Here is a 23,142-nt window from a genome sequence, read left to right as displayed (position 1 = left end):
ATGCTACCATTCCTAAGCATGTTGGTGATTGTTACTTTTACGGTAATCACTAATCGTTTATTAAAACAGCGTTTTGCTAATCATGGCATGGCCAAGTGCTGTATAATGCTGATTTCTATGACAATGAGTACTGCTATTGGGATGAATATGGCTACTTGGCTTCCCGATATGGTACTAGGTGCAATAGCATCTATTATTATTTCTATTGCATTAGGCTATTTACTGTCAACAGGCTTACCAATGTACCTATTCATGGAAAGTGTAGGATCTAGTTTTATGGGAGCGATGATGGGCGCGATGCTAACATTAATGACTACCCAATATTTAACGTTAAGCATTATCTTTTTTACAATGATGTTTATTGTAAGTGCTATCATTTCTATCGGTGTATGGAATCGTGAGATGTTTCCTATCTTTATAAAAGCCATTCCAAGGCATATTTTCATTGTGGCTGGTTTAATGATTTGTGTACTAGTAGTAAGTAGTTTTGAGATTCAACATGAGGTACCTGTCAAAGAAGAACAACAGCATCATAATCATCATTAAAGGGGTCGATCATTATGGTAAAGGTAAATGTTAAACCGAATATTGAAGAATTTGGCATTCAATTCAAAAAGAAATATGACAATTTTATTGGTGGTGAATGGGTAGCACCTGTAAATGGAGAGTATTTCGATAATAGTACGCCTATCACGAAAGAAGTATTTACACGTGTAGCTCGTTCAACAAAAGAAGATGTAGAGCTAGCATTAGATGCAGCTCATGAAGCCCAAAAAACTTGGGGGAAAACACCCGTAGCAGAACGGGCACGTATCTTACTAGCCATTGCTGATCGTATGGAAGAAAACCTTGAAAAAATTGCAAGGGTAGAAACTTGGGATAATGGGAAAGCGATTCGTGAAACTATGTATGCTGATATTCCATTGGCAATTGATAATTTCCGCTATTTTGCAAGTGCCATTCGCGCACAACAAGGGCAAATGACACCTTTTGATGAGGATACCGTAGCTTATCATTACCAAGAACCTATTGGTGTAGTTGGGCAAATCATTCCATGGAACTTTCCTATTTTAATGGCAGCTTGGAAATTGGCGCCAGCACTTGCTGCAGGAAATAGTGTTGTCTTAAAATTAGCAGAACAAACGCCGGTATCATTCTTATTCGTAGTTGAACTTATTCAAGACCTATTACCAAAAGGTGTATTAAACGTCATTAATGGTTTTGGTATAGAGGCAGGGAAAGAGTTAGCTTCCAGCCCACGTATTGCCAAAGTGGCGTTTACGGGTTCTACAGATGTCGGCAAATTGATTATGAAATATGCATCTGAGAATCTAATTCCTGTTACACTAGAGTTAGGTGGCAAATCTCCTAATATCTTCTTTGAAGATGTCATGGATGCTGATGACGGATATCTAGATAAGGCGATTGAAGGATTAGTTATGTTTGCTTTAAATCAAGGTGAAGTTTGCACTTGTCCATCTAGAGCCTTGATCCATGAGTCTATTTATGATCGTTTCATGGAAAAAGCCATTGAACGAGTAAAGCAAATTAAAGTTGGTGATCCATTCGAACTTGAAACAATGATGGGTGCACAGGCTTCAGAAGAACAACATAAAAAAATTCTTTCTTATTTTGAAATTGCCAAACAAGATGGCGCAGAATGTTTAATCGGTGGCGCCGAAAATCACCTTGATAATTTAGATGGTTATTTTATTAAACCAACTATTTTTAAAGGCAATAACAAAATGCGTATTTTCCAAGAAGAAATTTTCGGTCCTGTATTGGCAGTGACTACGTTTAAAACTTTCGAGGAAGCGATTGAAATTGCAAATGATACGATGTATGGATTAGGGGCAGCTGTATGGTCACGTAATACAAACGTTACCTATAAAGCGAGTCGAGAGATCCAAGCAGGACGTGTTTGGATAAATACGTATCACCAATACCCTGCTGGTGCAGCATTTGGCGGCTACAAAAAGTCAGGCGTCGGTCGAGAAAATCATTTAAAAGCTTTAGAATCGTATCAATCAACTAAATGTGTCTTAGCTAGTTACAATGAACAGGCGCAAGGATTCTTTTAATTTTACCTAAGAGTGAAGTGAGGGGGCGGCTTATTGAGTAGCTATTATCCAATCCAACCTGAATTGGTCCAAAAAACGTATTCTTATAGAGAACTGACTCCAAACAGCAAGTTAAACCAGGATATACTATTTTATTATGAGTTTGAACCAATAGACATTAATAGTGATATTCATGTCATTCCTGATGCTTGCCAAGATTTAATGTTTTACATGGGCAAAGATCAAAAGGTTGTCTTAGGGAATACCCCGACTACACGTGAAATTTATTCATTTACCCCAAAAGGTAAATATTTTGGTGTTCGTTTAAATCCAAAACAAACAGTTATTCAATACAATTGCGCATTAAAACAAATTGTTCAACATCAGTTTGTTAATGTTGAATTAGGCTGCACACTAGACTCTAAATTTATACAAGCTGTTTTTGAAGCAGGAGATTTCGAACAAAGAGTGCAGATTTGTAATGAGTATTTTGGCTCTCGAAAAAAGGAAAAAAGCTTGGGTGATGAAATATTCACTACTTGTTTTGATTCTATTATTGAAAATAATGGGCTGTTCTTACCAGACGTAATTCAGCATAAAACAGGTTATTCTGAGCGATATATCCGAGAACTTTTCTACAAAAAAACCGGTTTTGGACCAAAAAAATTAAGTAAATTCATACGTATTCAACTCTTACTTCAACATTTTACTTTTGAAGAGACACCTGTAAACATTGACCAGTATGGTTACTATGATCCTTCACATTATTACAAAGAATTTAAAAGCTTACTTGTCATAACACCGGCTGAATATATAAAAGAATTTTTAGGTTGGAAAAATATAAAACGAAAGTTTCTGTCTTATTAGCCGCCAAAGCTTTCACTCTTTCTTATAAAAAACATTCTAATGTGAACTGCCCCGTAAAAGTTAGACATCAATCTAACTTTTACGGGGGGTTTTTTATGACAAAAGTAAATGCTGAACAACGATTTCAAGCAGTTCAGCGATACTTAAATGGTTCTATGTTCTGTGGCTGGTTGGATTATTAGCTCCACCCCCCCATATTTGGCGATGAACAAAACAAAAAACATTACATAAAATAGAAACATGAAATATTTATCTTCATTCAGTCAAACACCTACTGAATGAAGATAAAGCCTCCGGCGGATGTCATGGATTTTGAAAGGAATGAATTGTGCTGACACAATTCAAAATCCAGACTCAATTATGCCAAGGCGAAATTGATAAAAAAAGGATGATGTATTATTTCTATAGTAAGAACTGGTACCCTTCCTAACGGAGAAATACATGACGGCAGGGAAGATGTTGATGTTGTTTGGGACATTGATCGTTGGGAAAATGACGGCGGTAGAAGTATTGGCACGAGGCGGGGATTTTGATAAACCGCCCTATATTGAAGAGGGAGGCAAGCTTGTCTCCCTTTAACTATTTATAAGGACAAGTTTCGAATAAAAATATTTCTATTGCCTTCCACAATCTACTGTGGTGGGCTTTTTTCAGCTTGATTAAGCCTAATCCATATTTCTACTTTTTCAGTTGGTTCACCTTTAGTTTTATAAAATTAATAAACTCGTAAGGAATTAGTAAGAAAAAAGAGAATATCGATTCTTACAATGAAAGTACGAAATGAAAGGGACTGATCTAAATGATACTAATTAGAGGAACCGATCTAAAGGCTAAAAATTTTACTGAGGAAGATATTCCATTACTTAAACAAAAGTTACGTGAAAGTTGTGCTCAGAGTTGGAAAACGAAAGGATACAAATTAACTAGCATCGATACTCTTACGAATGAAGTTGGCATATCAACTGAATTTTTTTACAGGCTATATAAATCAAAAGAAGAGCTCTTTCTAGAAGTACTGTCAATGATTCAAAATCAATTAAAAGAACTATGGCACTCTATGATAAAGACTAACCCAGGTGTAGAAGGGTTTAAAAGAGCTATGAACGGGCTTTTTGAAGAGTATGTAAAGCATCCTACATTATATAATTTCAATAATCCAGATTACCATTTGTTTTTAAAAAAGCTACCTAAAGAAAAAATTGAAAGTCTAAGAGAAAATGATAAGAAATTTTTTGAGGATGCTTTAGAGCGTTCAAATCTAGATTTGAGAATTGCCAAGGAAAAAGCATATGGAATCTTTTGTACACTTTTATATACCGCAGCGATGAATTCAGATTTAGTTTATAACAAATGCGAAATATTCAATTTTCTACTCGAAAGTTCAATAGATAAAATTTTTGCAAATTCGTCTTCTTTAGCAAACAAAAATACTAATATTGACCATTGTGTTAACTAGCAGAAACAAACATTAAAATTGGGGGTATTTGCTTTGAAAAATTTAATATTAGATATTTTACAACAAAATAATAATTTAGGAATATTCAGCTACATATCAATTGGACTAGCACTTGTAGTATTTATTATTGGATTGTTTTGTATTTTAACAAAGAAAAAATATGGCATATATGTATTGGCCTCTAGCTTCTTGCTATTAATTAATCCAGTTATAGATTATTTATTGAATCAATTCTAACGGAGGTAATTTAAATGATTAAACAATTAGATACTGCTTTGAATAAGGTAAATAAGATGGTAGGGGTAAATGTGAAAACGCCGAAAGTAACAACATCAAAACTGAAATATAGTAGGTTTTTTACAACTGTCGTAGGAGTTGGAGGATTAACATTGGGAATTATTGGACCATCGAAATCGTTGTTAGTTCTCGGGACAATAGGTATTTTAAGTTCTATTGCAACAACCAATGAAATAAGAAAATATTAGAATGACTGAATTACACCCGGTCAGGGGAATAAAAGATGTAAGAAGCGGCTTGAGTGCTGAATTTAAAGTGCTCAGGTCGTTTAATCGCTTCTGGTAGCGATACTAACGGATATAGCATCAATCGCATAAAATGATTTCTTGACGTTTCTTGAGAATAAATATTTTATTATATGAATAGAAAATTGAAACTTTTTCCACTTTTTTTCGTATTAAATAAGAGAAATAGTAGGAGGTGAAATTTTGGAAGAAAAAGTACAGGGAAAACAAAAGAATGAGTTAGTCGAATGGATAAAGGCGATTGCATTCGCTTTATTGGTGGCATTTGTCATCAAACAGTTTTTATTTACGCCAGTACTCGTAAAAGGTGCTTCTATGATGCCGACACTGGAAGACCACGACCGTGTTATTATTAACAGAATCGGTCCGAAATTTAAGTCTATTGATCGATTTGACGTTGTCGTTGTTGAAAATGTTCTTCTTAACAAAAATGAAGAAGAAAATATTATTAAACGTATCATTGGTCTACCAGGAGATAAAATCGAGTATAAGGATGATCAATTATACATAAACGGAGAGAAATTCAGTGAACCTTATTTAGACCAATTCAAGAAGGAATTAAAAGATACTGGATCACTCACTTATGATTTTACGCTAGACCAACTCTTAGGTGAAACTACGGTACCCGAAGGGCATTACTTTGCATTAGGTGATAATCGTCGTGTAAGTAATGATAGTAGAAATCCTGTGGTAGGGTTTATCCCAAAAGAAAAAATAATGGGTACAACAAGTATCGTCTGTTGGCCGCTTAAGCATATTGACCTTAACTTTAACTAGAATTAAACAAAACTTATCCAAAGTCTAAATCTTGATAAAGATAATAAACATGACCACTCCACATGAGTGGTTTTTTTGTATTGTCATTTGTAAAATCAACATCTGTGGAAAGCAGACAGTCAAAGGGTATCATTTCATTCGTGAAAATCTTAGTAATTATTTATGATTCAGTGGTATCCGGGGATTGCTCAAGATGCACTCAGGTAACAATAATTGACTAAAAGGAAGGGAATGTTTAGTAAGTGTCACTTCATTGAAAAGAGATAGCATAGCATATTGAACTTTAAATATGCTATGCCATTTAAATTTATCTGTCCTTTATTAATGTAAATCTATATTTCCTGATTTAGTTCCAATTTGCATCTTATGCTCGCCATTACCTGAAATACCTTGTAATCCTTTTTTTGTCTTTGAATTGCCGTATTGAGTGAAGTCAATTGATTGTCTACCACTATTTGTATTAATATCTAATTCTAAATTAGGCTGTTCTTCATCAAAATTCACTGATACTTTACCACTTGTAGTTGTTATCTTTACATCATTATTCAATTCTATAAAATGAAGTTTAACATTACCGCTGCTTGAACGTATTTCAATGTCATTTTGAATTAAATCCTTTCCAGTAACATTACCAGAAGATCCATCAAGAATTATTTTCCCTTTGAATTGTTTGGGTACTTTAACTTCTAAACTCGGTTTTTTACTGAGGTTAAATAATCTTGTAATATCAGAATCCAATTTAATCGATAGTTGTTTTGAAGATCTCTCTACTATTGCACCCGGTCCGTCATCATTAACCGTTAAATTTGCTTCTATTTCATTTGTTTCGCTTGGATAAAACACAACATCTGTACTTGCATAATGTATCATAATCTCCTCAATATCTTCTATGGACTCTTTATTTACGACGACTTCTTCCTCCCTTGTTGAACAACCAGCAAGCATAATTAGTAATAAAAATAAACGAATGGTTGTTTGTTTCATCATTTTCCTCCCTCCTTAAAATTGATTTTATTAGATGACGTAAGGTCATTTTCAAATTTTATACAACAAGATGTTTAAATGACTTGAAAGTGACCTAACGTCATCTTTTATACTGTTAGTAGAGCTTTTACTTTAATAAAAGGAGAATCTATTATGAAGAAAGACGATATTATTATTTATGCTTGCGTTATTATTGGAGCTGGAGTCGGTTTGTTTTTTGATAATGCTTTTCCAGGGGTACTAATTGGCTTAGGAATTGGTTACCTTTTAAAAACCATGTTACTTAATAATACAAATGAATAAGAAAGTAGGGGTATTTGCTTGTTTCATATTAACGAATTTAAAAAACTGAGCGGTGTATCAGTTAGAACCTTTAGATATTATGACAAAATTGGACTTCTGAAACCTGTATCAAAAACTGAAGGAGGTCATCGATTATACTCATACACTGAGTTGAAGAAACTTCAGCAAATACAATTCTTAAAAACTATAGGTTTTCAACTAAGTGAAATTAAAATGATGTTAGAGTCGGAAGAATGGGATTGGTCGAATAGTCTAATGAAACAGCTATCTTATGTAATTAGTGAACAGGACCGTCTTTCTAACATAGAAATTAGTTTAAGGGAACTAATAAACGGTATAGCGATTGATGGAGAAGAATTTAGGATAAAAAAAATTATGGATTTATATAATAATCAGGATTCTAAAGAAGTGTTAAATAATAATCGAGATACATTAAATTTTAAAAACAAGGAAGCACTAGAAAAACTTCCGAAAATGGGTAGTAGCGATCCAGACTCTTTAGAGTGGATTGCATTAGTAGGGCAATTAAAAAAATATATGCACCTTGGTTATAGTCATACACGAATACAAAATATCATTAAGAGAATGGATGTAAAAAAAGGTGAAGACTTTAATGACGAAGATGCTTTTTTAGATAAACTTTGGGACATTAGAATGTCACCTGAAGAATCCGAAAAATATAATTTATATCCAATCGATCAGGAAATCCTTAACTTTATGGAAAAGGCATATATATATTATCTCGATAATAACTCATAGTTCATTGAACACAATTGTTCATGTGGAGGGGAAAGATGGGAACAGATATATTAATTTATTTGGGTGGCTTAGCTCTTTTAGATACATTAAGCCCTACGATTATTGGTGTTACTTTATTTCTCGTTTTAACAGACAAAAAAAATCTAACATCAAGACTATTAGCATATCTATTTACGGTTGTACTACTCTATTTTTCATTAGGTATCATCATGATGTTAGGCTTAAATTTTATTATTGAAACATTCTCAAACATTTTTCAAAATAAAATATTTAGCTGGCTAATCTTCATAGTAGGGGTGATATTATTTACTGCTAGCTTTTTTATCCCTGCAAATAAAAAAAGTAATATACCAAAGCCGAAAACTCAAAGCATATTCTCAATTATTATTATTGGTGTTACGACTTTTATCATTGAGGCAGGCATGGCTTTACCGTATTTTGCCGCTATTGGCTTATTAACGACAATAGATTTACCTTTTTATCAGTGGCTTCCAATTATAGCAGCATACAATTTTATTATGGTTCTACCAGCGCTGCTTATATTTTTAGGATATAAATTGTTTGGAAAGTGGATAAACCCTACCTTAGTTAATCTTCGGAATAAAATAACAAGCAGTTCAAGCTCTGCCTTATCCTGGATTATGTGTATAGTAGGAGTGATATTAATTTTTTACACTATTGATTATTTGTGAATGTAACGGATAATTCTTTTTTATACAACGTTAATCATTTTGTTGATTTTATAAAGGTAGGTATTCGTCATGAGTTATAAATGGTTAGAATGGGCTAAGAAGATACAATCAATTTCCCAAGCAGGATTAACTTTTTCAAAAGATGTTTACGATATTGAACGTTATGAAGAATTAAGAAATTTAAGTGCTCAGATAATGAGAGAATACACTGGGGTAGAAATGGAAAAAATCAAGGATTTATTTACGAATGAAACGGGGTATCAAACACCTAAAATAGATGTTCGAGGAGTAGTTTTTCATAACAATAAAATTCTAATGGTAAGAGAAAAAATTGATGATAGATGGTCTTTACCAGGTGGTTTTTGTGATATAGGTTTATCGCCTAGTGAAAACATTGTAAAAGAAATTAAAGAAGAAGCAGGATTCGATGTAGTTCCTACGAAATTACTTGCTTTATTGGATATGAACAAGCACCCTCATTCACCTCAACCATATCATTATTATAAATTATTTGTTCAATGTGAGATTATTGGCGGGCAAGCAAGAAATGGTTTGGAAACAAACGGAGTAAAATTTTTTAATGAAGATCATTTACCAAAGCTTTCTTTAGGGAGAAATACAGATACTCAAATCAAAATGCTTTTTGAATTCTTAAGGGACCCTAATAAAGATACAATATTTGATTAATAGTGATAAGTTTATGGGAGCGTTGAATTAACTATGATAAACAATCGGCACTATTCCTATGTAATGATAAAAGTCCAATTTCTTAATAATAATGTTTAAGAAATTGGACTTTTTTTAATAGTGTAAAACAACTATAAAAACTTAATCATTTAATCCTTTACTATCGAGAATGTGCTGCGTGTATTTTTCGATTCTTGACACTCGAGTTTTGGATTGTTTAGGCTGAGAAAAATGTAAAATATATGCTCTTTGTCGTCCTGGCGTTAATCCTTCAAAAGCCGTTTTTAAGGCAGGCATTTCATTAAATTTAATGTGAAGTTCTTCAGGAATGATGTATTCCTTATGCTCTTTCATTGGCACTTCTATACCTGCTTTTTCAACTTCAATGGCTTCATGAATATAATCTTTTATGATGGTTTCCATTCCAACTATTTCTTGGGCGCTAGTGAAACGAATTTGGCGCGCGGCCTGTACATTTTCCGTTTGCTGAATTAAAATCCCATGGGTATCCTTTAACAAGGCACCTTTGTGAAACAGAAGCGCACAATAATCTTTAAATCCATGGATTAACACGACATTTTTGTTTCCAAGCGTGTAACAAGGATGCATCCATTTAAACTCTTCGGTCAGCTCACAGTTAAGAACGATATTTCTCAACACCGAATATTCTTCCTGCCACTTTTTAGCTTTATTTAAAAATTCATCAACCTTCGGATTCATGCTACTATTTGTCATCAAGGAACACCCCTCTACAATTATCTAATCGATTTATAATAAAACAATAATTAGTGTCATGTCTAGCTAAAAATAGGGAACTAATTTCGCTCATTACGGAAAACACTTCAGTGGAACGAGTGCTTCTTTTTTAAATACAAATAATGGGCAATTGTTGAAGAATTGGTATTGTGCTTCTGCCATTTGATTGCCGCCAATTTGTGAAAAGTTCCCAGGAACAGATATGAATATCGCTGAGACGAAAAGATGCGAAAAAGACTTGCGTTTTGAGCTAACAAAAAATACGGAAGGGAAAAACTATTCGTTAAAAGAATCTGCTTCCATAAGAACAGTAGAAAGGGGAAGTGTTTTATTTTCAGAAGGTCTTGGAATTAATGGTGATCTAAATGTAACTTTGAAATTTAGATGACAAATACGAATCGACATTTGTTTTGTGAATTTATTAAAGCCAGTTGGAGATAAGTGATAAATTAAGATTTTTTAAAGCTCACTTAATAAATATTTGTTAAGGGTCATTTTATATGGTTTGTTAACATGCAAATAGGGGGGGTGTCTCTATGGCTTGGAGCGAATTTTTTCCGAGATGGCATAAGGCGCAGAATCTTGAAAGAGGAAAAATTAAAAGGATCACCCGGAGGATAGTGACCCTAAGTAAAGAATTGAAGGTGTAAGGTTAAATTAGTATTCCCTTACTACAGTTATGAGCATTATAGGTGGTAATTGGTATTAATAACCTTTCATCATGAAAGTAGCGCCGACAATAATCAGAAGAATGAATAGAACAACAATTAGCGCAAATGCTGAACCAGTTCCACTTCCGTAATATTCAGACATAATAAAGCCTCCTCTCTATAATTTATTATATGTACAGTTGTCAAAGGGAATTGCGATATTTATCCTAGGGATGCTTAGTAAAAGATTTAAAAATACACTGTTTAGGTACTAACTAAAGTCATACTCGCTAAGAGTCGTGGCTTTTTATTATCCTTTATAGGAGGTTAACCAAATGGATGCTGACGGTGCCTATGAGGAAATATTTAGCAGTTTGTGAAGATTAGCCATGTTCTTATGAATGTGGCAGTTTTTTTGTGGAAGGGAAAATAAAAAGGACTGGAGAATTAACCCCAATCCTACACATTAACCACCAAATTATATAGCCCCAATCTTGCCCCAAAAACGTGCGCTTATATCACTTTACATTTGGATAAATCATTGTCGCAGGGTCTACATATTCATCGAATTGTTCGTCTGTTAGTAACCCTGATGCAATTACTGCTTCTTTTAATGTTGTGCCTTCTTTATGGGCTTTCTTCGCAATTTTAGCCGCATTTTCATAACCGATGTAAGGGTTTAATGCAGTTACAAGCATTAATGAGTTTTGTAAGTTATGGTCAAGCACTTCTTTATTTGGCTCAATTCCTACAGCGCAATGATCATTAAATGATTTCATTGTGTCTGCTAGTAGGCGAGTGGATTGTAAGAAGTTATAAATAATGACTGGCTTGAAGACATTCAGCTCAAAATTACCTTGGGAAGCGGCAAAGGCAATTGTTGCGTCATTGCCAATGACTTGTGTAACGACCATTGTCATCGCTTCACTTTGCGTTGGATTTACTTTACCAGGCATAATAGATGAGCCTGGCTCGTTTTCTGGAATCGTAATTTCACCGATACCTGAACGAGGACCGCTCGCTAACCAACGAACATCATTGGCAATTTTCATTAAGTCAGCTGCAAGAGCCTTTAATGCGCCATGTGCGACAACGGCTTCATCATGACTTGTTAGTGCATGGAACTTGTTTGCGGCTGAAGTAAAATGTTTGTCAGTAAGAACACTAATTTCCGTTGCTACACGCTCACCAAATTCAGGATGTGCGTTGATACCCGTACCAACTGCTGTTCCGCCAATCGCTAGTTCTTTCATATATTCAATATTTTGGACAATCATATGCTCAGATTTAGCAAGCATTGCTACCCAGCCACTAATTTCTTGACCTAAAGTAAGTGGTGTTGCGTCTTGTAAATGAGTACGACCGATTTTAATAATATCTTTGAATTGCTCTGCTTTGTCATCCAGTGTCGCTTTTAGTAAGCGTAGACGAGGAAGTAAATAATCTTCTACTTTTAACACTGCTGCAATATGCAAAGCAGTTGGGAAAGTATCGTTTGAGCTTTGAGATTTGTTGACATCATCGTTAGGATGAATACGATCAGCTTCTCCAGCATTTTGTAAAATTTGGTTTGCTCGATGTGCAATTACTTCGTTGACATTCATATTAGACTGAGTACCACTACCAGTCTGCCAAACTACAAGAGGGAATTGATCGTCCCATTGACCATTTAAAATTTCATCAGCTGCTTGCACAATCGCATTTGCTTTAATATCTGAAAGTTTACCCAGTTTATTATTGGCGAGCGCAGCACTTTTCTTTAAAATAGCCATTGCTTGAACTAGCTCAATTGGCATTTTTTCTGTACCGATTTGGAAATTTTCTTTACTGCGCTGCGTTTGAGCACCCCAAATTTTATCTACAGGTACTTTAACTTCACCCATTGTGTCTTTTTCAATACGATAATCCATGTAAAACAGCTCCTTTATTTATGTAAATCTCCAATTAATAATCATCAATTTTGCATTGGCATAATTGTGTCCGATTCGGCTTTGTGCTTGCACAAAGAAGTTAAAAAACGGATATTCTTAGTCTGATGTAAGAATATCCGTTTGATACATGCTTGTTTCAAAAAAATAAGGGGGATTCTGAATTAAGCATTTTGGAGTAAAGAAATAATCTATTGATAATGATAATCGTTATCAATTGAAAAGTCAAATACTTTGCTTGAATATATTTATGCTTATGAAGAACAATTTGCAATGAAAGTTTTAGTAGAACTCGATTCCGCTTTTTAAAAGTTAAAACGCTACCATTAAATGATAGCGTCGGCAGATTAAAAGGGAAGAGCTATCTCTTTTTCTTCCCAATTTCTTTTAATGGCTGTTTTTTAGGTATTTTTTCAAAAATGATACTAACTTGATAGTTGTAGTCGTCTATTTGAGTAATCTGAACAACTTTTGCTTTACGACCTTTAATTTTTATGTTCTCTTCGACAGTAGGAAGACTAACTAGTAGCTGACTTAAAACGGACGTTTTGTTTTCATAAAAGTGAGTTACAAACATATTTTTTCTCCTTATAACTTTTTTTATTAAACCTAGAAAAAAGCTTGAGTTTCTTACCTTCCTTGAATGTTCGTTTGTAATGAAAAAGAGACAGATATTTTTATTAGAATGGGGAAGGTTTTACTCAATGTATGATATGAATCTATCGTATAGAACATTTGTAATACTGCGGCGGATCCTATTTTGGAAGCATTTTAGTGGCTTGACGAAAAAATGAAAATGGATTATGATGTATCGAAATAAATTAACAATGATTGGAAGTAGTAATGAGTGTAGTTTGCTTTAGAGAGATGATGGTTGGTGAAAATCATCGCAAACCATTGATGAACTCGTCCAGGAGTTTTTATGCTGAAGAAAGTAAGCATAAACGGCTACTACCGTTATAGTAAAGTGAGCTTTTTAGCTAATCAGAGTGGTACCGCGGATAACTTCGTCTCTATGTTTTTTGGAGACGAGGTTTTTTTATTTTGGGAAATGGAACTGGAGAAATGGGAAACGCTTCACTAGAAATGGCTTCTTGAAAGCCCAACTACATCGACAAAGCGTTAAAACATAAAGATGAGTGTCGAAAAAAGGGGGACAATGGAATGGGAATAACAAAAAAACAGGCAACGACAGTGGGGTTAATGGCACTTGTTTTATCAGCACTTCTAACATCGATGAGCCAGGTTTTCTATGCAAAGCAGGTGCAGGAAGTACCGACATTTTTATTTACTGGCATTAGTTTTTTTATAACAGCTATATATTTCTCTTTCTTTGCACGTAAACAGAAACAAGCTAATCGGTGGAAGGGAAATATAAATGATGTAGTGAAGTTGAATGTCGCATCCGTGTTAGCATTTATGGGGTTTTATTTCGCTTTAAAATATGTAGAGTCGGCGATTGTAAGTGCACTTGAGATGGGCATTGGACCACTTTTTGTCTTGGTGTTAGCCGTTTTCGCCAAGGAATCAATTCCGAAAGCACAGTGGGTAATTGCCATAGGGACATTTATCGCTTGTACTATATTAATAGTAGCAGTTGTTAGCGGGAAATCAGCTGTTCAAATGGACATAACATGGCCCGTGATCTTAGCATTAATAGCAAGTGTTGGCTGTGGAGCTGGAGCTGTCCTATGTACAATATATTCGAAGAGATTAAGTGAGGCAGGTTGGACGACTTCGATGATTTTAGCCAATCGTTATTATGGCATAATTTTATTATCTTTTTTCGCGACTTTCGACATATTTTTTAAATATTTCTCGGGAAATATTTCATGGATAATCGCAGTAACGGCAGTGGGTGTCATGCTTCCGATGTATTTATTGCAAATAGGTATTCAGTATTGTTCGACTTTGATCGTAATGATGAGTTTATGCTTTGTTCCAATATTCACTTTCTTCTTTCAGATGTTTGATACAAGGCTATCATGGTCGCCCGTATCCCTACTAGGAATAAGTTTTTTGTTTATTTTAGGCGTGTGTAGCTTGTATTTAGAAAAAAGGGCGGTTTCAGAGTAGAGTAAGCGCGGTATAATAGTAGTAAGGGAGGAAACATAATGTATTTAAAATCATGTAAGGTATTACAGGGTGATATTGTAGATAAAGACCAGTATCCTTTTAATATACCAAGTTTGCAGGATTTACAGGAGCTAGAGTTTCCTACGAATGTGACTTTCTTTGTTGGGGAAAATGGCTCTGGAAAATCAACACTGCTGGAGGCAATTGCGGATCGCTGTGATTTTAATACAGCGGGTGGTGGTCGTCAAAATTTATATGAAGTACATAAGGCGGAGTCTTCACTAGGGGAATATATCCGTTTGTCGTGGATGCCGAAAGTAATGAATGGTTTTTTTCTACGCTCGGAAACATTTTATCAATTTGCCAGTCATATTGATTTGCTAGAAGATTCAAGGAGATATAATGCTTTTGGTGGTAAGTCCCTACATCATCAATCACATGGCGAATCCTTTTTATCGCTATTTATGCATCGCTTTAAGGGGAAAGCCATTTATTTATTGGATGAGCCTGAAGCGGCATTGTCACCGACTAGACAGCTTAGTCTCCTTAAAATTATGAAGGATTTGGAGCATGAGGCACAATTTATTATTGCCACACATTCACCTATTTTGCTTGGCTATCCAAATGCGACAATCTATAGTTTTGATAATGGGGACATTGAGTCTATTCGCTATGAAGATACCATTCATTACATCGTCACGAAGCGCTTTTTAAATGCACCGGAATCCATTTTTTCAGAGTTATTTGATGAGGAGAGAGAATCATGAATCAACGTAAAGGCTTAGTCATGCGAGAAATACGATTAGATGAAATGGCACAGTCAATCGATTTGCTTAATTATGTTTTTCAAATGTCCATGTCCATTCATAAGGATCGTCGCTTTGTAAATGCCAAAAGTAAGCAATTTAATGAGGGGCATGCCATTGGTTGGTTCGATGGTTCGCATCTTGTATCTCAAATTTTAAGCCTACCTTTTGAGGTAAATGTTCATGGTAGGATCTATGAAATGGGAGGCATTACTGCAGTCGGAACGTACCCTGAATATTCTGGGCATGGTTTGATGGAGAGCCTTATTATTGAGAGCCTGGAGCGGATGCACAATGAAGGACAATGCATATCCTATTTATTCCCATATTCAATCCCGTATTACCGAAAAAAGGGCTGGGAAATTATGAGTGATATTGTGGAATTTCAGATCAAGGATACGCAGCTTCCTCACCATAAAGGCTTAAACGGTAAAATTCGCCGTGTCGATCCGAAACATGAAGATGTTGTGACCATTTATGCGCGCTATGCCAAGAAGACACACGGAGTCATGGTACGTAATAGCATTGCTTGGAATGAAAAGTTTCAAGAAGATTTTTGGGAAGAAAAATTTATTGATAGTGATGTGAACCTCCAGGCAGCAGTGTATTATGATGAGGATGACCTGCCACAGGGTTATATGTTTTACCGCATTATGGAAGAAAATTTCTACATCGATGAGATTGTCTATTTGCAGGAAGAGGCGCGTAAAGGCTTATGGAATTTTGTCTCAGCACATCGCTCGATGATTTATAATGTCTATGGTAAAACAACGGGCAATGAAGCCGTTGCCTTTTTACTAGAAGATAGTGAAATTATTCAAAAGGTATCCCCTTATTTTATGGCACGAATTGTAGATGTAAAAGAATTTCTGTTACGCTATCCATTTACGGGAAATGATTTTCAGCTTCGTCTTGCTGTTACTGATCGCATTGTGGCATGGAATAATGGCACATTTGTCATCACAAAGCGAAATGGGAAAGTCGCAGTCGAAATGGTGAGTGAGACACAGTCTGAAAATGCTATTCAGCTAACGGTCCAAACGCTTGCCACGATGTTACTAGGCTATAAACGACCGAGCTATTTAGAAAAAATTGAGCGTTTACAAGGCAATGCCATTGAAATTGCCTTACTAGAGACGGTACTACCAATTGGCATTCCAACGTTTATTGATTATTTTTAACAAATATATGGGAATTTGTGCAGAGATAGGCTGTGCAGATTCCTTTTTTTATGAGTTCAGAGGGAAAGTGATCGGGTCATTGAAGAAACTGCTCCGGAGAATAAGTAATTTTTTACTTCCTTATTAAGGAAACATCTACTTCTCTTAAATCGTTTCATCTATAAAAAGATTGGGGGATACAGATGAACGAATCCGAGAAGCTGCAATGCAAGAAGGTATACAAACAAACTCTTCTAGTGCTACTTATTTGGATTTTGATTTTTGTTGGCATTTTTGGTTATGGTATGTATTGGTTATTTTTCGATTGGTCTAGATTTAAACAAGATTTGATTGCTGAATCTACATCACCACAAGGAACCTATACGGTGAAAGCTTATGTTTCAGATGCTGGTGCAACAACTTCTTATGCGGTATTGGGAGAATTAATATTCAATCATGAGAAAAGAAAGTCTAAGAAAATATATTGGCAATATCGAGAAAGTGAAGCTTACATTAAATGGAGCGATGATGATACGGTCAGTATTAACGGTGTGACATTGAATATGCCTGATGAAACATATGATTATCGAGAAAATGAGTAGCCATAACCATTGCAGTTATGGCTTGTTTTTTGTGATCCAAGCTTTTTTTAGCAGTCGCACACCTAGGATGATTTCCTCTATTTTTAACTTACTAAAGCCTAATTGAATAATCGGCACTGAACTTGGCTGTTGTAGAAAATAGGGGCTCGTAGGGTAGACTTTTACTCCGTGTTGTTGTGCATTTTGAATGAGCTGTTCTTCAGAAAATGGTGTATGCACCTTAACCAATATATAAAGCCCAGATTGCTCTCCAAGAATCGAAATTTTTTCTCCGAATTGCTTGTTAAGTTCCTCTACAAGTGTATTTATTTTATGTTTATAGGTGATACGCATTCTTTTAATATGTCGTGTCCATTCGCCTTGTTCCATGAATTTCGCCATTGTTAATTGATGTAAGGACGAGGCGTTATGTTCAAAATGAGCAAAGCGTTTTTTATATGGCTGAACAAGTGCTTTTGGTAGCACCATATAACTTAAACGAATAGCTGGTAAAAATGATTTTGAAAATGTCCCCATGTAAATAACACGTGACTTGTCGATGGAGGCGAGAGCAGGAAATGGCTGTTGTGTATAACGAAATTCACCATCATAATCATCCTCAAGTATATATCCATCAACATTTTTGGCCCACTGAATTAAAGCTTGTCGTTGCTGAATGCTCATGGAAACACCATATGGGAAATGGTGTGAAGGGGTGACATAGAGTAGTCGTGAATGTAACTGCGCTAAATGCTCAAGCTGTGCACCGTTTTCCAACACAGGTAATGTCTCTATATGAAAGTCATGAAGCTTGAATGCTTCCCGCGCACCGTTGTAGCCAGGGTCTTCTAAAATAACACTTTGGAAATCCTGCTTTAATAGAAATCCTAGATAAATTAACATTTGTTGCGTGCTGCTACCAATAATTATGTCCTCTTCATTTACATGAACCCCACGAGCTTGAAGTAAATAGTGTACAAGCTGTTCCTTTAAAAGGGGCTCACCGAAAGAATCGCCATATTGATAGCACTCGTTTAAAGGTAACACTTGATTAGCCGTTTGACGCCATATTTTTAAAGGGAAATGCTTTTGATCGACAGCGCCAGCACGAAAGTCAATGATAATATCTGCAAGGTTATTTTTCGTATTTTGAGTAAGGTTTGGTCGTTCCTCCTCCTGCAGAAACACTTGTTCAAATTCATTGACGAAATAACCCTTTCGTCCTTCCCCACGTATGTATCCTTCCGCTACGAGCTGCTCATAAGCAGTTAATGTTGTATTCCGACTGACATGTAAAGTATCGGCTAGCCTTCGAATAGAAGGAAGGGAATCATTTGTTTTCAATCTCCCTTGCTCGATTAACCATTTGACTTGCTCATAAATTTGTTTATATTTTGCCTCTCGATCTGTGAATAAGAAAATAAAATCTTGCATAAAGTCCCTCCTTGACATGTTGAAAAGTCTAGAACTGTTTCTTTTTGGATGTCAGTATATTATTTATCATAATACTAGAATGACCTATAAAAAAGAAATGGGGAGATAAGTGCATGGAGATTCGTAGAGTAACTTTAGCAACAGTTGGGGAAGTGGTGCCATTATTTAATGCCTATCGAGAATTTTACGATCAACAATCTGACTTAGAACAGGCTGAGCAGTTTCTATTGGAGCGTTTAAATAAGGAGGAGTCGGCCATTTTTTTAGCTTATATAGATGAGCGGCCAGTTGGTTTTGTTCAGCTCTATCCTACTTTTTCATCTGTTGCAATGAAAAAGGCGTTTATTTTAAACGATCTATTTGTGGTAGAGCATGCTAGGAAGCAAGGGGTAGCACAGGCCCTAATGGAACAGTGCTATTCGTATTGTTTACAGAAAGATGCGCGTTATATAGGTTTAGAAACAGCGACAGACAACGTTCGTGCTCAAAAACTATATGAGAAGCTCGGGATGAAAATAGACGATGGAGTATTTCATTATATTAAATATTGGTAAAAGGAGGTTTGAATAATGACTGTAACAATCAAACAATTAACAACGGAGCAGGAGTGGGTGGATGCATATACCGTTATGGTGCAACTTCGTACGGAATTAACAGTAGAAAAGTATCTACTATTGTTAACGGAGATGACTCAAGATGGCTATATGTTATTTTCTTTATACGAAAACATGAAAATGGTGGCAGTCGCCGGGTTAAGTTGGAGAGTCAACTTTTACAGTGAACGCCATATTTTTGTCTATGATTTAGTAACGGATGTGCAGTATCGTTCAAGAGGCTATGGTGAGAAACTATTGCATTATCTGCATCAATGGGGCAAAGAAAATGGGGCGCACTATATTGCTTTAGAGTCTGGTATCCAAAGGATTAGTGCACATCGCTTTTATGAAGAGCGATTAGGGTATGAGAAATGGTGTTATTCATTCCGAAAAGCATTGTGACCCAGAAGGAATATGATTTTTTAAACCTCACACACTAATGGAAACATGAAGGAGGTTTATATGAAAGTAACGTTCAAAAAGCTTTTACTAATAAGCATAGTTATGATGAGTTTTACACCAATTGGTTATGCAAATAATGTAATTCAACAACATGCAAATGGTGAGGAAGGACAGGTTGTTTACCATGTAAAGTACGATTATGCTGCTATTTGTAAAGTTCTTGGGATTACGCAAGAAGTGTATGATCAATATTGGAAAGAGGGACTTTCGATTGTCGATATGGCAAAAAGGGAAGGGATTGACCAACGTGAAATAATAAATTATTTTGTGACATTTCACTATCAAGAAATGCAAAAATGGCGAAAGAAGGGGGCGATGAACGAACATCATTATTTTGATTTAGTTTATGAATTAAAAGATGAGGTTACAGATTTTATTGAGAGAAATCCGAATAAAAAATAAAAGCGACTAGTGTTCTTCTAGTCGTATTTTTTTATGAGTAAATACTGATTAACATTCAATTTTTAGTCATAAAAGATAATTATTTAATGATTATCATTAAACTTTATCTTGATTTTAACTCTGCTATTTAATATGCTTAACATGAAGAAGGACAGGAATATTGACCATTGACGAATTTTGAACACTAAGAAGCAGAATAGTGAGTGATACCGGCGAATCTCGAAAAACAAGAGGCGATAAAGTAGATCTACTAGTGATTTCCGAGAAAACCTTTTCACCATCGCTTGTCATTCTTCATGGAAAACATTATGAACAGGGGGAAAAGTTATGGTTTTGGAAAGTGCGATAAATGCAATTATTCAAGTCATTTTATTTTCAGTTATTCCGTTTATTTGGTGGTTTTTCTCAGCAAGAAAGGCACAATCATTTTTAACATGGCTCGGCCTTCAAAAGCCTGTCATTGAAAATAAAGGGAATTATTTTCTATGGTTTTTATTCATTATTATTTTATTATTCGTACCCCTTACTACAATCAGCTATTTCTACCTAGATAGTTCAACCTTAGCGACCAATCGTTTTACAGGACTTGGCTTTTCAGCGCTCATTCCAGCACTTTTCCATTCAATTGTACAAACGGGGTTGTCAGAGGAACTGTTATTCCGAGGCTTTTTATTGAAAAGATTCATGCATAAATTTGGTTTTCAAATGGGAAATATCATGCAAAGTTTACTATTTGGCATTTTACATGGATTGTTGATGTTTTCTTTTATTCCTTTTGGAGTTCTAGTATTAGTTGTTATAGCAACCGCATTTGTAGGTTATTTAATGGGGTGGATAAATGAACGAAAATCTAATGGTTCCATCATAACAAGCTGGGGCATCCATAGCATTGCCAATCTGATTGCCGCCTTCATGGCAATGTTTAATATGCTCTAAGAGCCTAGCTCATTTGCATTTCATCATGTTCGATTGCATAATAAAGCAGAGGAGTGATAGAAATGCAATTCATCGAGCAAGTTGTAAAAGGATGCTTGATTATCGGTTTAATATTAATGGGAGGGCGTATTATCACTGCCATTTGCCATTACTATAATATAGCATTTACGACCTTTTTCGTTGATTATCATATCGCCTCACTAGCTATACTAGTAATAGGTATTATAGGAACAGAGATCCTTACTAGACGAAAAAAGAAGGGACGAGCATAAATGACGGAATGGCCAAAGGGTGTAGCGAAGCCTGCTATACGTGCATTGAATGCGGCAGGGTATACACAATTAGAGCAAATGGAAAAGGTTGATTTATCAACGTTAAAAAATTTACACGGGATGGGACCGAAAGCGCTAGCGGCCATTGAAGCAGCACTAAATGAAAGTAGGAAGCAAAGTGAATAAATTAACATTATTTTTACTGGCAATGGTGGTCTATTATATCCTTGTTGTTTTTGTAATTAGCAAGGTATTTATAATTCCTCTCATGAAATTTATGGCGCTTGTATTCTTCCTTGGAGCAGGCTTTATTTTTTCTCGAAAAATGCGAAGGAAATTACAATAGGTGGAATTATGAATATTACAAAACTAGCCATATTTTATTTGGTCATATTTATATTGGCACTATTACTATCACTAGCTGGGGTTCGCCTATCTATTTCACTCGGCATTTTTATCCTTATCGCCATTGCAATGATTTATAGACATATACATATTGTATTCTGGACTAATAATATGAAATTGGTGGATAAGTTAGTAAAAGATCGCAAGAAGCATCCTTTTTTTGCCTACCTATATGCAGTTGCTTATGGTACAAAGGAAGACCAGTTACACTCATTAGAAACAGCAATTGTAAAGTATAAGCAGCCAGCAATGAAGTATAACTGTATATTTATTAAGGCGATCACGGAAGAGAATTTAGAGGAAGCAAAGGATGCGGCAAATAAAATAAATAAAGAGCCATTAACTAGCTATGCAAAATGTTATATCGCCGCACTTGAAGGACGAACAATAGACATGCGAAGCGATCACCTTACAAAGCAGTGGATGCAGCCAGCAATTGAAGCGGTTTATGCGTACAAGGTGAAGAATGAAGCCGCGTTTGATCAGTATCAGAAAGAAAGCATTGACTTTGCCCGAGGCGTACAAAAATATGCGTTAATACATACATTTGAACATATGAAAACTGATCTGTAAAATATTAGGCTACTCGATGCTGTTTGGCGTCAAGTAGCCTATTTTTTTTCTGTAGTTTTGAAATAAAGTAGTATGATTAAAAAAGCCTTATGGATGTATACAAATAAAAAGAATCCATTTGAAAAATGATCGATCAAAATGGAATCTTATCTATCGAATTTTTGTTTCAGTTTACAATCGTCCCAGAATAAAAATGGCTCTAAGCATTTCGATATTTTGCTAACATAATTTCATCATAATATTTATCTAATTGGGGCAACCCCAACTCTTCTGCAATCATAAGCTCAGCTTGCCTGTCATAATCTACTCTAATAAATTGAATGGCATTGTTTGAATGTGTTCCATCTAGGATCGCATATGAAGCCGAAGTTAAGTCAAGTGAATTTCCAACACTCCCAACGTTACACAGAATACCCTTTTTAAATGTATGTAAAAAAGTCGTATGTATATCGCCGTAGAATACAATATCAGGAAGTTTCTTGTTATTGATTGAATTTGTTATTTCACTATTCTCAAACATAGATAAACGCTTTTCAATTGAAAGATTAACCGAAATACGTTCAAATTCACTTCTTGGAGATGCATGAAAAAACCTTATTAATTGTCCATTTAATTCAAGATCAATGTTATATGGTAATGAACCAAGATACTGATAATCTTTTTCTGTTAATCTATCTTTGTACCACTGTATATTATCATTATCAGTAGGGGATTGAATAAATACATCCCAGTTGCCTCGAACTACTAGTTCGCAGTTCTTTCGTACGAGTTCTATACATTCAGATCCTCGGGGCCCTTTGCCGATTAAATCACCTAAACAAAAAATTCTTTCAATTTTTCTCAATCGAATGTCATTTAAAACTGCTTCTAATGCCGTTTTATTCCCATGGATATCTGAAATAATCGCAATTTTTGTCACAAAACTTCCCCCTCATAAATTCCGTCTATTCTTTATAGTTGTTTCTATTCGACAAACTG

General features: G+C 35.2%; 31 protein-coding genes and 1 other annotated feature. Of the genes, 24 read left to right on the top strand and 7 right to left on the bottom strand.

All coding sequences use genetic code 11. The features are described from left to right. The 8 genes from ACQKMI_RS04440 to lepB all read left to right on the top strand — a co-directional run bounded on the left by ACQKMI_RS04440 (position 1) and on the right by lepB (position 5,702). On the top strand, positions 1–546 hold the full coding sequence (locus tag ACQKMI_RS04440; protein ID WP_427487486.1) for a hypothetical protein: 546 nt from the start codon (positions 1–3) through the stop codon (positions 544–546). Between the two features lie 14 nt (positions 547–560). Beyond that, positions 561–2,081 (top strand): aldehyde dehydrogenase family protein, encoded by a 1,521-nt coding sequence (locus tag ACQKMI_RS04435; RefSeq protein ID WP_427487485.1) that lies wholly within the window; start codon positions 561–563, stop codon positions 2,079–2,081. A 33-nt stretch (positions 2,082–2,114) separates the two neighbouring features. Further along, on the top strand, positions 2,115–2,927 hold the full coding sequence (locus ACQKMI_RS04430; RefSeq protein ID WP_427487484.1) for a helix-turn-helix domain-containing protein: 813 nt from the start codon (positions 2,115–2,117) through the stop codon (positions 2,925–2,927). Positions 2,928–3,368: 441 nt separating this feature from the next. Further along, complete coding sequence (locus tag ACQKMI_RS04425) at positions 3,369–3,506, top strand: hypothetical protein (protein ID WP_427487483.1); 138 nt, start codon at positions 3,369–3,371, stop codon at positions 3,504–3,506. Between the two features lie 220 nt (positions 3,507–3,726). Beyond that, on the top strand, positions 3,727–4,383 hold the full coding sequence (locus ACQKMI_RS04420; RefSeq protein ID WP_427487482.1) for a TetR/AcrR family transcriptional regulator: 657 nt from the start codon (positions 3,727–3,729) through the stop codon (positions 4,381–4,383). A gap of 33 nt (positions 4,384–4,416) precedes the next feature. Next, positions 4,417–4,620 (top strand): hypothetical protein, encoded by a 204-nt coding sequence (locus tag ACQKMI_RS04415; RefSeq protein WP_427487481.1) that lies wholly within the window; start codon positions 4,417–4,419, stop codon positions 4,618–4,620. A 14-nt stretch (positions 4,621–4,634) separates the two neighbouring features. Continuing rightward, entirely contained in the window at positions 4,635–4,868 is a 234-nt protein-coding gene (locus ACQKMI_RS04410; protein WP_427487480.1) for a hypothetical protein, read from the top strand. A 240-nt stretch (positions 4,869–5,108) separates the two neighbouring features. After that, positions 5,109–5,702 (top strand): signal peptidase I, encoded by a 594-nt coding sequence (gene lepB / locus ACQKMI_RS04405; protein WP_427487479.1) that lies wholly within the window; start codon positions 5,109–5,111, stop codon positions 5,700–5,702. A 321-nt stretch (positions 5,703–6,023) separates the two neighbouring features. Here the strand turns inward: lepB and ACQKMI_RS04400 are convergent, their stop codons facing one another. Further along, positions 6,024–6,689 carry a DUF4097 family beta strand repeat-containing protein gene (locus ACQKMI_RS04400; RefSeq protein WP_427487478.1) on the bottom strand — a complete coding sequence of 222 codons (666 nt, stop codon included), beginning with the start codon at positions 6,687–6,689 and terminating at the stop codon, positions 6,024–6,026. A 150-nt stretch (positions 6,690–6,839) separates the two neighbouring features. On the opposite strand from ACQKMI_RS04400, the gene ACQKMI_RS04395 reads away from it, so the two are divergent. The 4 genes from ACQKMI_RS04395 to ACQKMI_RS04380 all read left to right on the top strand — a co-directional run bounded on the left by ACQKMI_RS04395 (position 6,840) and on the right by ACQKMI_RS04380 (position 9,127). Next, positions 6,840–6,989 (top strand): hypothetical protein, encoded by a 150-nt coding sequence (locus ACQKMI_RS04395; protein WP_427487477.1) that lies wholly within the window; start codon positions 6,840–6,842, stop codon positions 6,987–6,989. 18 nt (positions 6,990–7,007) lie between these two features. Further along, positions 7,008–7,748 carry a MerR family transcriptional regulator gene (locus ACQKMI_RS04390; protein WP_427487476.1) on the top strand — a complete coding sequence of 247 codons (741 nt, stop codon included), beginning with the start codon at positions 7,008–7,010 and terminating at the stop codon, positions 7,746–7,748. 35 nt (positions 7,749–7,783) lie between these two features. Beyond that, complete coding sequence (locus tag ACQKMI_RS04385; RefSeq protein ID WP_427487475.1) at positions 7,784–8,440, top strand: GAP family protein; 657 nt, start codon at positions 7,784–7,786, stop codon at positions 8,438–8,440. Positions 8,441–8,509: 69 nt separating this feature from the next. Next, positions 8,510–9,127 (top strand): NUDIX hydrolase, encoded by a 618-nt coding sequence (locus tag ACQKMI_RS04380; RefSeq protein WP_427487474.1) that lies wholly within the window; start codon positions 8,510–8,512, stop codon positions 9,125–9,127. 141 nt (positions 9,128–9,268) lie between these two features. Here ACQKMI_RS04380 and ACQKMI_RS04375 read toward each other — a convergent pair whose 3' ends face one another. Next, positions 9,269–9,862, bottom strand: coding sequence for a YdeI/OmpD-associated family protein (locus tag ACQKMI_RS04375; protein ID WP_427487473.1), 594 nt, complete (start codon positions 9,860–9,862; stop codon positions 9,269–9,271). Between the two features lie 187 nt (positions 9,863–10,049). On the opposite strand from ACQKMI_RS04375, the gene ACQKMI_RS04370 reads away from it, so the two are divergent. After that, positions 10,050–10,271, top strand: a complete 222-nt coding sequence (locus ACQKMI_RS04370) for a hypothetical protein (RefSeq protein WP_427487472.1) — start codon at positions 10,050–10,052, stop codon at positions 10,269–10,271. Between the two features lie 317 nt (positions 10,272–10,588). On the opposite strand, the gene ACQKMI_RS04365 is transcribed toward ACQKMI_RS04370, so the two are convergent. The 3 genes from ACQKMI_RS04365 to ACQKMI_RS04355 form a co-directional block, all read right to left on the bottom strand. Beyond that, complete coding sequence (locus tag ACQKMI_RS04365) at positions 10,589–10,696, bottom strand: YjcZ family sporulation protein (protein ID WP_079561094.1); 108 nt, start codon at positions 10,694–10,696, stop codon at positions 10,589–10,591. Between the two features lie 355 nt (positions 10,697–11,051). Further along, entirely contained in the window at positions 11,052–12,443 is a 1,392-nt protein-coding gene (gene fumC, locus ACQKMI_RS04360; RefSeq protein ID WP_427487471.1) for a class II fumarate hydratase, read from the bottom strand. A 379-nt stretch (positions 12,444–12,822) separates the two neighbouring features. Further along, positions 12,823–13,038, bottom strand: coding sequence for a hypothetical protein (locus ACQKMI_RS04355; RefSeq protein ID WP_427487470.1), 216 nt, complete (start codon positions 13,036–13,038; stop codon positions 12,823–12,825). A gap of 241 nt (positions 13,039–13,279) precedes the next feature. After that, positions 13,280–13,479, top strand: a binding site (T-box leader). A 146-nt stretch (positions 13,480–13,625) separates the two neighbouring features. Between ACQKMI_RS04355 and ACQKMI_RS04350 the strand changes: the two genes are divergently transcribed. The 4 genes from ACQKMI_RS04350 (at position 13,626) to ACQKMI_RS04335 (ending at position 17,105) form a co-directional block, all read left to right on the top strand. After that, positions 13,626–14,537, top strand: a complete 912-nt coding sequence (locus ACQKMI_RS04350) for an EamA family transporter (RefSeq protein ID WP_427487469.1) — start codon at positions 13,626–13,628, stop codon at positions 14,535–14,537. A 38-nt stretch (positions 14,538–14,575) separates the two neighbouring features. Then, positions 14,576–15,304, top strand: coding sequence for an AAA family ATPase (locus tag ACQKMI_RS04345; RefSeq protein ID WP_427487468.1), 729 nt, complete (start codon positions 14,576–14,578; stop codon positions 15,302–15,304). Then, positions 15,301–16,524 (top strand): GNAT family N-acetyltransferase, encoded by a 1,224-nt coding sequence (locus tag ACQKMI_RS04340; protein WP_427487467.1) that lies wholly within the window; start codon positions 15,301–15,303, stop codon positions 16,522–16,524. The genes ACQKMI_RS04345 and ACQKMI_RS04340 overlap by 4 nt, the downstream gene beginning before the upstream one ends. A 182-nt stretch (positions 16,525–16,706) precedes the next feature. After that, entirely contained in the window at positions 16,707–17,105 is a 399-nt protein-coding gene (locus ACQKMI_RS04335; RefSeq protein WP_427487466.1) for a DUF5412 domain-containing protein, read from the top strand. Positions 17,106–17,120: 15 nt separating this feature from the next. Here ACQKMI_RS04335 and ACQKMI_RS04330 read toward each other — a convergent pair whose 3' ends face one another. Beyond that, positions 17,121–18,518 carry a PLP-dependent aminotransferase family protein gene (locus ACQKMI_RS04330; protein WP_427487465.1) on the bottom strand — a complete coding sequence of 466 codons (1,398 nt, stop codon included), beginning with the start codon at positions 18,516–18,518 and terminating at the stop codon, positions 17,121–17,123. A gap of 113 nt (positions 18,519–18,631) precedes the next feature. Here ACQKMI_RS04330 and ACQKMI_RS04325 point away from each other — a divergent pair, with 113 nt between their 5' ends. The 7 genes from ACQKMI_RS04325 to ACQKMI_RS04295 all read left to right on the top strand — a co-directional run bounded on the left by ACQKMI_RS04325 (position 18,632) and on the right by ACQKMI_RS04295 (position 22,164). Continuing rightward, positions 18,632–19,072, top strand: coding sequence for a GNAT family N-acetyltransferase (locus tag ACQKMI_RS04325; protein ID WP_427487464.1), 441 nt, complete (start codon positions 18,632–18,634; stop codon positions 19,070–19,072). Positions 19,073–19,087: 15 nt separating this feature from the next. Next, entirely contained in the window at positions 19,088–19,516 is a 429-nt protein-coding gene (locus ACQKMI_RS04320) for a GNAT family N-acetyltransferase (RefSeq protein WP_427487463.1), read from the top strand. Positions 19,517–19,576: 60 nt separating this feature from the next. Then, positions 19,577–19,978 (top strand): hypothetical protein, encoded by a 402-nt coding sequence (locus ACQKMI_RS04315; protein WP_427487462.1) that lies wholly within the window; start codon positions 19,577–19,579, stop codon positions 19,976–19,978. 327 nt (positions 19,979–20,305) lie between these two features. After that, a complete protein-coding gene (locus ACQKMI_RS04310) occupies positions 20,306–20,914 on the top strand; it encodes a CPBP family intramembrane glutamic endopeptidase (protein WP_427487461.1) in 609 nt (202 codons plus the stop codon). A 62-nt stretch (positions 20,915–20,976) separates the two neighbouring features. Beyond that, on the top strand, positions 20,977–21,186 hold the full coding sequence (locus ACQKMI_RS04305) for a hypothetical protein (protein ID WP_427487460.1): 210 nt from the start codon (positions 20,977–20,979) through the stop codon (positions 21,184–21,186). Then, positions 21,187–21,372 carry a hypothetical protein gene (locus ACQKMI_RS04300; RefSeq protein WP_427487459.1) on the top strand — a complete coding sequence of 62 codons (186 nt, stop codon included), beginning with the start codon at positions 21,187–21,189 and terminating at the stop codon, positions 21,370–21,372. A gap of 168 nt (positions 21,373–21,540) precedes the next feature. Next, positions 21,541–22,164 (top strand): hypothetical protein, encoded by a 624-nt coding sequence (locus ACQKMI_RS04295; protein WP_427487458.1) that lies wholly within the window; start codon positions 21,541–21,543, stop codon positions 22,162–22,164. Between the two features lie 199 nt (positions 22,165–22,363). Here the strand turns inward: ACQKMI_RS04295 and ACQKMI_RS04290 are convergent, their stop codons facing one another. Then, a complete protein-coding gene (locus ACQKMI_RS04290) occupies positions 22,364–23,083 on the bottom strand; it encodes a metallophosphoesterase family protein (protein ID WP_427487457.1) in 720 nt (239 codons plus the stop codon). Between the last annotated feature and the right edge of the window lie 59 nt (positions 23,084–23,142).

It is taken from the genome of Lysinibacillus sp. NPDC097214, from assembly GCF_050277945.1.
GTDB classification, from domain to species: Bacteria; Bacillota; Bacilli; order Bacillales_A; family Planococcaceae; genus Lysinibacillus; species Lysinibacillus xylanilyticus_B.
The sequence above is the reverse complement of the archived record's forward strand: the minus strand, read 5'-3'. Positions and strand labels throughout refer to the sequence as shown.

What these genes read in the sequence shown, in the direction of transcription:
- ACQKMI_RS04310 (WP_427487461.1), top strand. Translation starts at nt 20,306, where the DNA reads ATGGTTTTGGAAAGTGCGATAAATGCAATTATTCAAGTCATTTTATTT.
- ACQKMI_RS04425 (WP_427487483.1), top strand. Translation starts at nt 3,369, where the DNA reads ATGACGGCAGGGAAGATGTTGATGTTGTTTGGGACATTGATCGTTGGG.
- ACQKMI_RS04410 (WP_427487480.1), top strand. Translation starts at nt 4,635, where the DNA reads ATGATTAAACAATTAGATACTGCTTTGAATAAGGTAAATAAGATGGTA.
- ACQKMI_RS04335 (WP_427487466.1), top strand. Translation starts at nt 16,707, where the DNA reads ATGAACGAATCCGAGAAGCTGCAATGCAAGAAGGTATACAAACAAACT.
- ACQKMI_RS04440 (WP_427487486.1), top strand. Translation starts at nt 1, where the DNA reads ATGCTACCATTCCTAAGCATGTTGGTGATTGTTACTTTTACGGTAATC.
- ACQKMI_RS04400 (WP_427487478.1), bottom strand. Translation starts at nt 6,689, where the DNA reads ATGATGAAACAAACAACCATTCGTTTATTTTTATTACTAATTATGCTT.
- ACQKMI_RS04385 (WP_427487475.1), top strand. Translation starts at nt 7,784, where the DNA reads ATGGGAACAGATATATTAATTTATTTGGGTGGCTTAGCTCTTTTAGAT.
- ACQKMI_RS04365 (WP_079561094.1), bottom strand. Translation starts at nt 10,696, where the DNA reads ATGTCTGAATATTACGGAAGTGGAACTGGTTCAGCATTTGCGCTAATT.
- ACQKMI_RS04315 (WP_427487462.1), top strand. Translation starts at nt 19,577, where the DNA reads ATGAAAGTAACGTTCAAAAAGCTTTTACTAATAAGCATAGTTATGATG.
- ACQKMI_RS04295 (WP_427487458.1), top strand. Translation starts at nt 21,541, where the DNA reads ATGAATATTACAAAACTAGCCATATTTTATTTGGTCATATTTATATTG.
- ACQKMI_RS04350 (WP_427487469.1), top strand. Translation starts at nt 13,626, where the DNA reads ATGGGAATAACAAAAAAACAGGCAACGACAGTGGGGTTAATGGCACTT.
- ACQKMI_RS04380 (WP_427487474.1), top strand. Translation starts at nt 8,510, where the DNA reads ATGAGTTATAAATGGTTAGAATGGGCTAAGAAGATACAATCAATTTCC.
- ACQKMI_RS04345 (WP_427487468.1), top strand. Translation starts at nt 14,576, where the DNA reads ATGTATTTAAAATCATGTAAGGTATTACAGGGTGATATTGTAGATAAA.
- ACQKMI_RS04420 (WP_427487482.1), top strand. Translation starts at nt 3,727, where the DNA reads ATGATACTAATTAGAGGAACCGATCTAAAGGCTAAAAATTTTACTGAG.
- ACQKMI_RS04300 (WP_427487459.1), top strand. Translation starts at nt 21,187, where the DNA reads ATGACGGAATGGCCAAAGGGTGTAGCGAAGCCTGCTATACGTGCATTG.
- ACQKMI_RS04340 (WP_427487467.1), top strand. Translation starts at nt 15,301, where the DNA reads ATGAATCAACGTAAAGGCTTAGTCATGCGAGAAATACGATTAGATGAA.
- ACQKMI_RS04305 (WP_427487460.1), top strand. Translation starts at nt 20,977, where the DNA reads ATGCAATTCATCGAGCAAGTTGTAAAAGGATGCTTGATTATCGGTTTA.
- ACQKMI_RS04355 (WP_427487470.1), bottom strand. Translation starts at nt 13,038, where the DNA reads ATGTTTGTAACTCACTTTTATGAAAACAAAACGTCCGTTTTAAGTCAG.
- ACQKMI_RS04330 (WP_427487465.1), bottom strand. Translation starts at nt 18,518, where the DNA reads ATGCAAGATTTTATTTTCTTATTCACAGATCGAGAGGCAAAATATAAA.
- ACQKMI_RS04320 (WP_427487463.1), top strand. Translation starts at nt 19,088, where the DNA reads ATGACTGTAACAATCAAACAATTAACAACGGAGCAGGAGTGGGTGGAT.
- ACQKMI_RS04375 (WP_427487473.1), bottom strand. Translation starts at nt 9,862, where the DNA reads ATGACAAATAGTAGCATGAATCCGAAGGTTGATGAATTTTTAAATAAA.
- ACQKMI_RS04395 (WP_427487477.1), top strand. Translation starts at nt 6,840, where the DNA reads ATGAAGAAAGACGATATTATTATTTATGCTTGCGTTATTATTGGAGCT.
- ACQKMI_RS04325 (WP_427487464.1), top strand. Translation starts at nt 18,632, where the DNA reads ATGGAGATTCGTAGAGTAACTTTAGCAACAGTTGGGGAAGTGGTGCCA.
- ACQKMI_RS04435 (WP_427487485.1), top strand. Translation starts at nt 561, where the DNA reads ATGGTAAAGGTAAATGTTAAACCGAATATTGAAGAATTTGGCATTCAA.
- fumC (WP_427487471.1), bottom strand. Translation starts at nt 12,443, where the DNA reads ATGGATTATCGTATTGAAAAAGACACAATGGGTGAAGTTAAAGTACCT.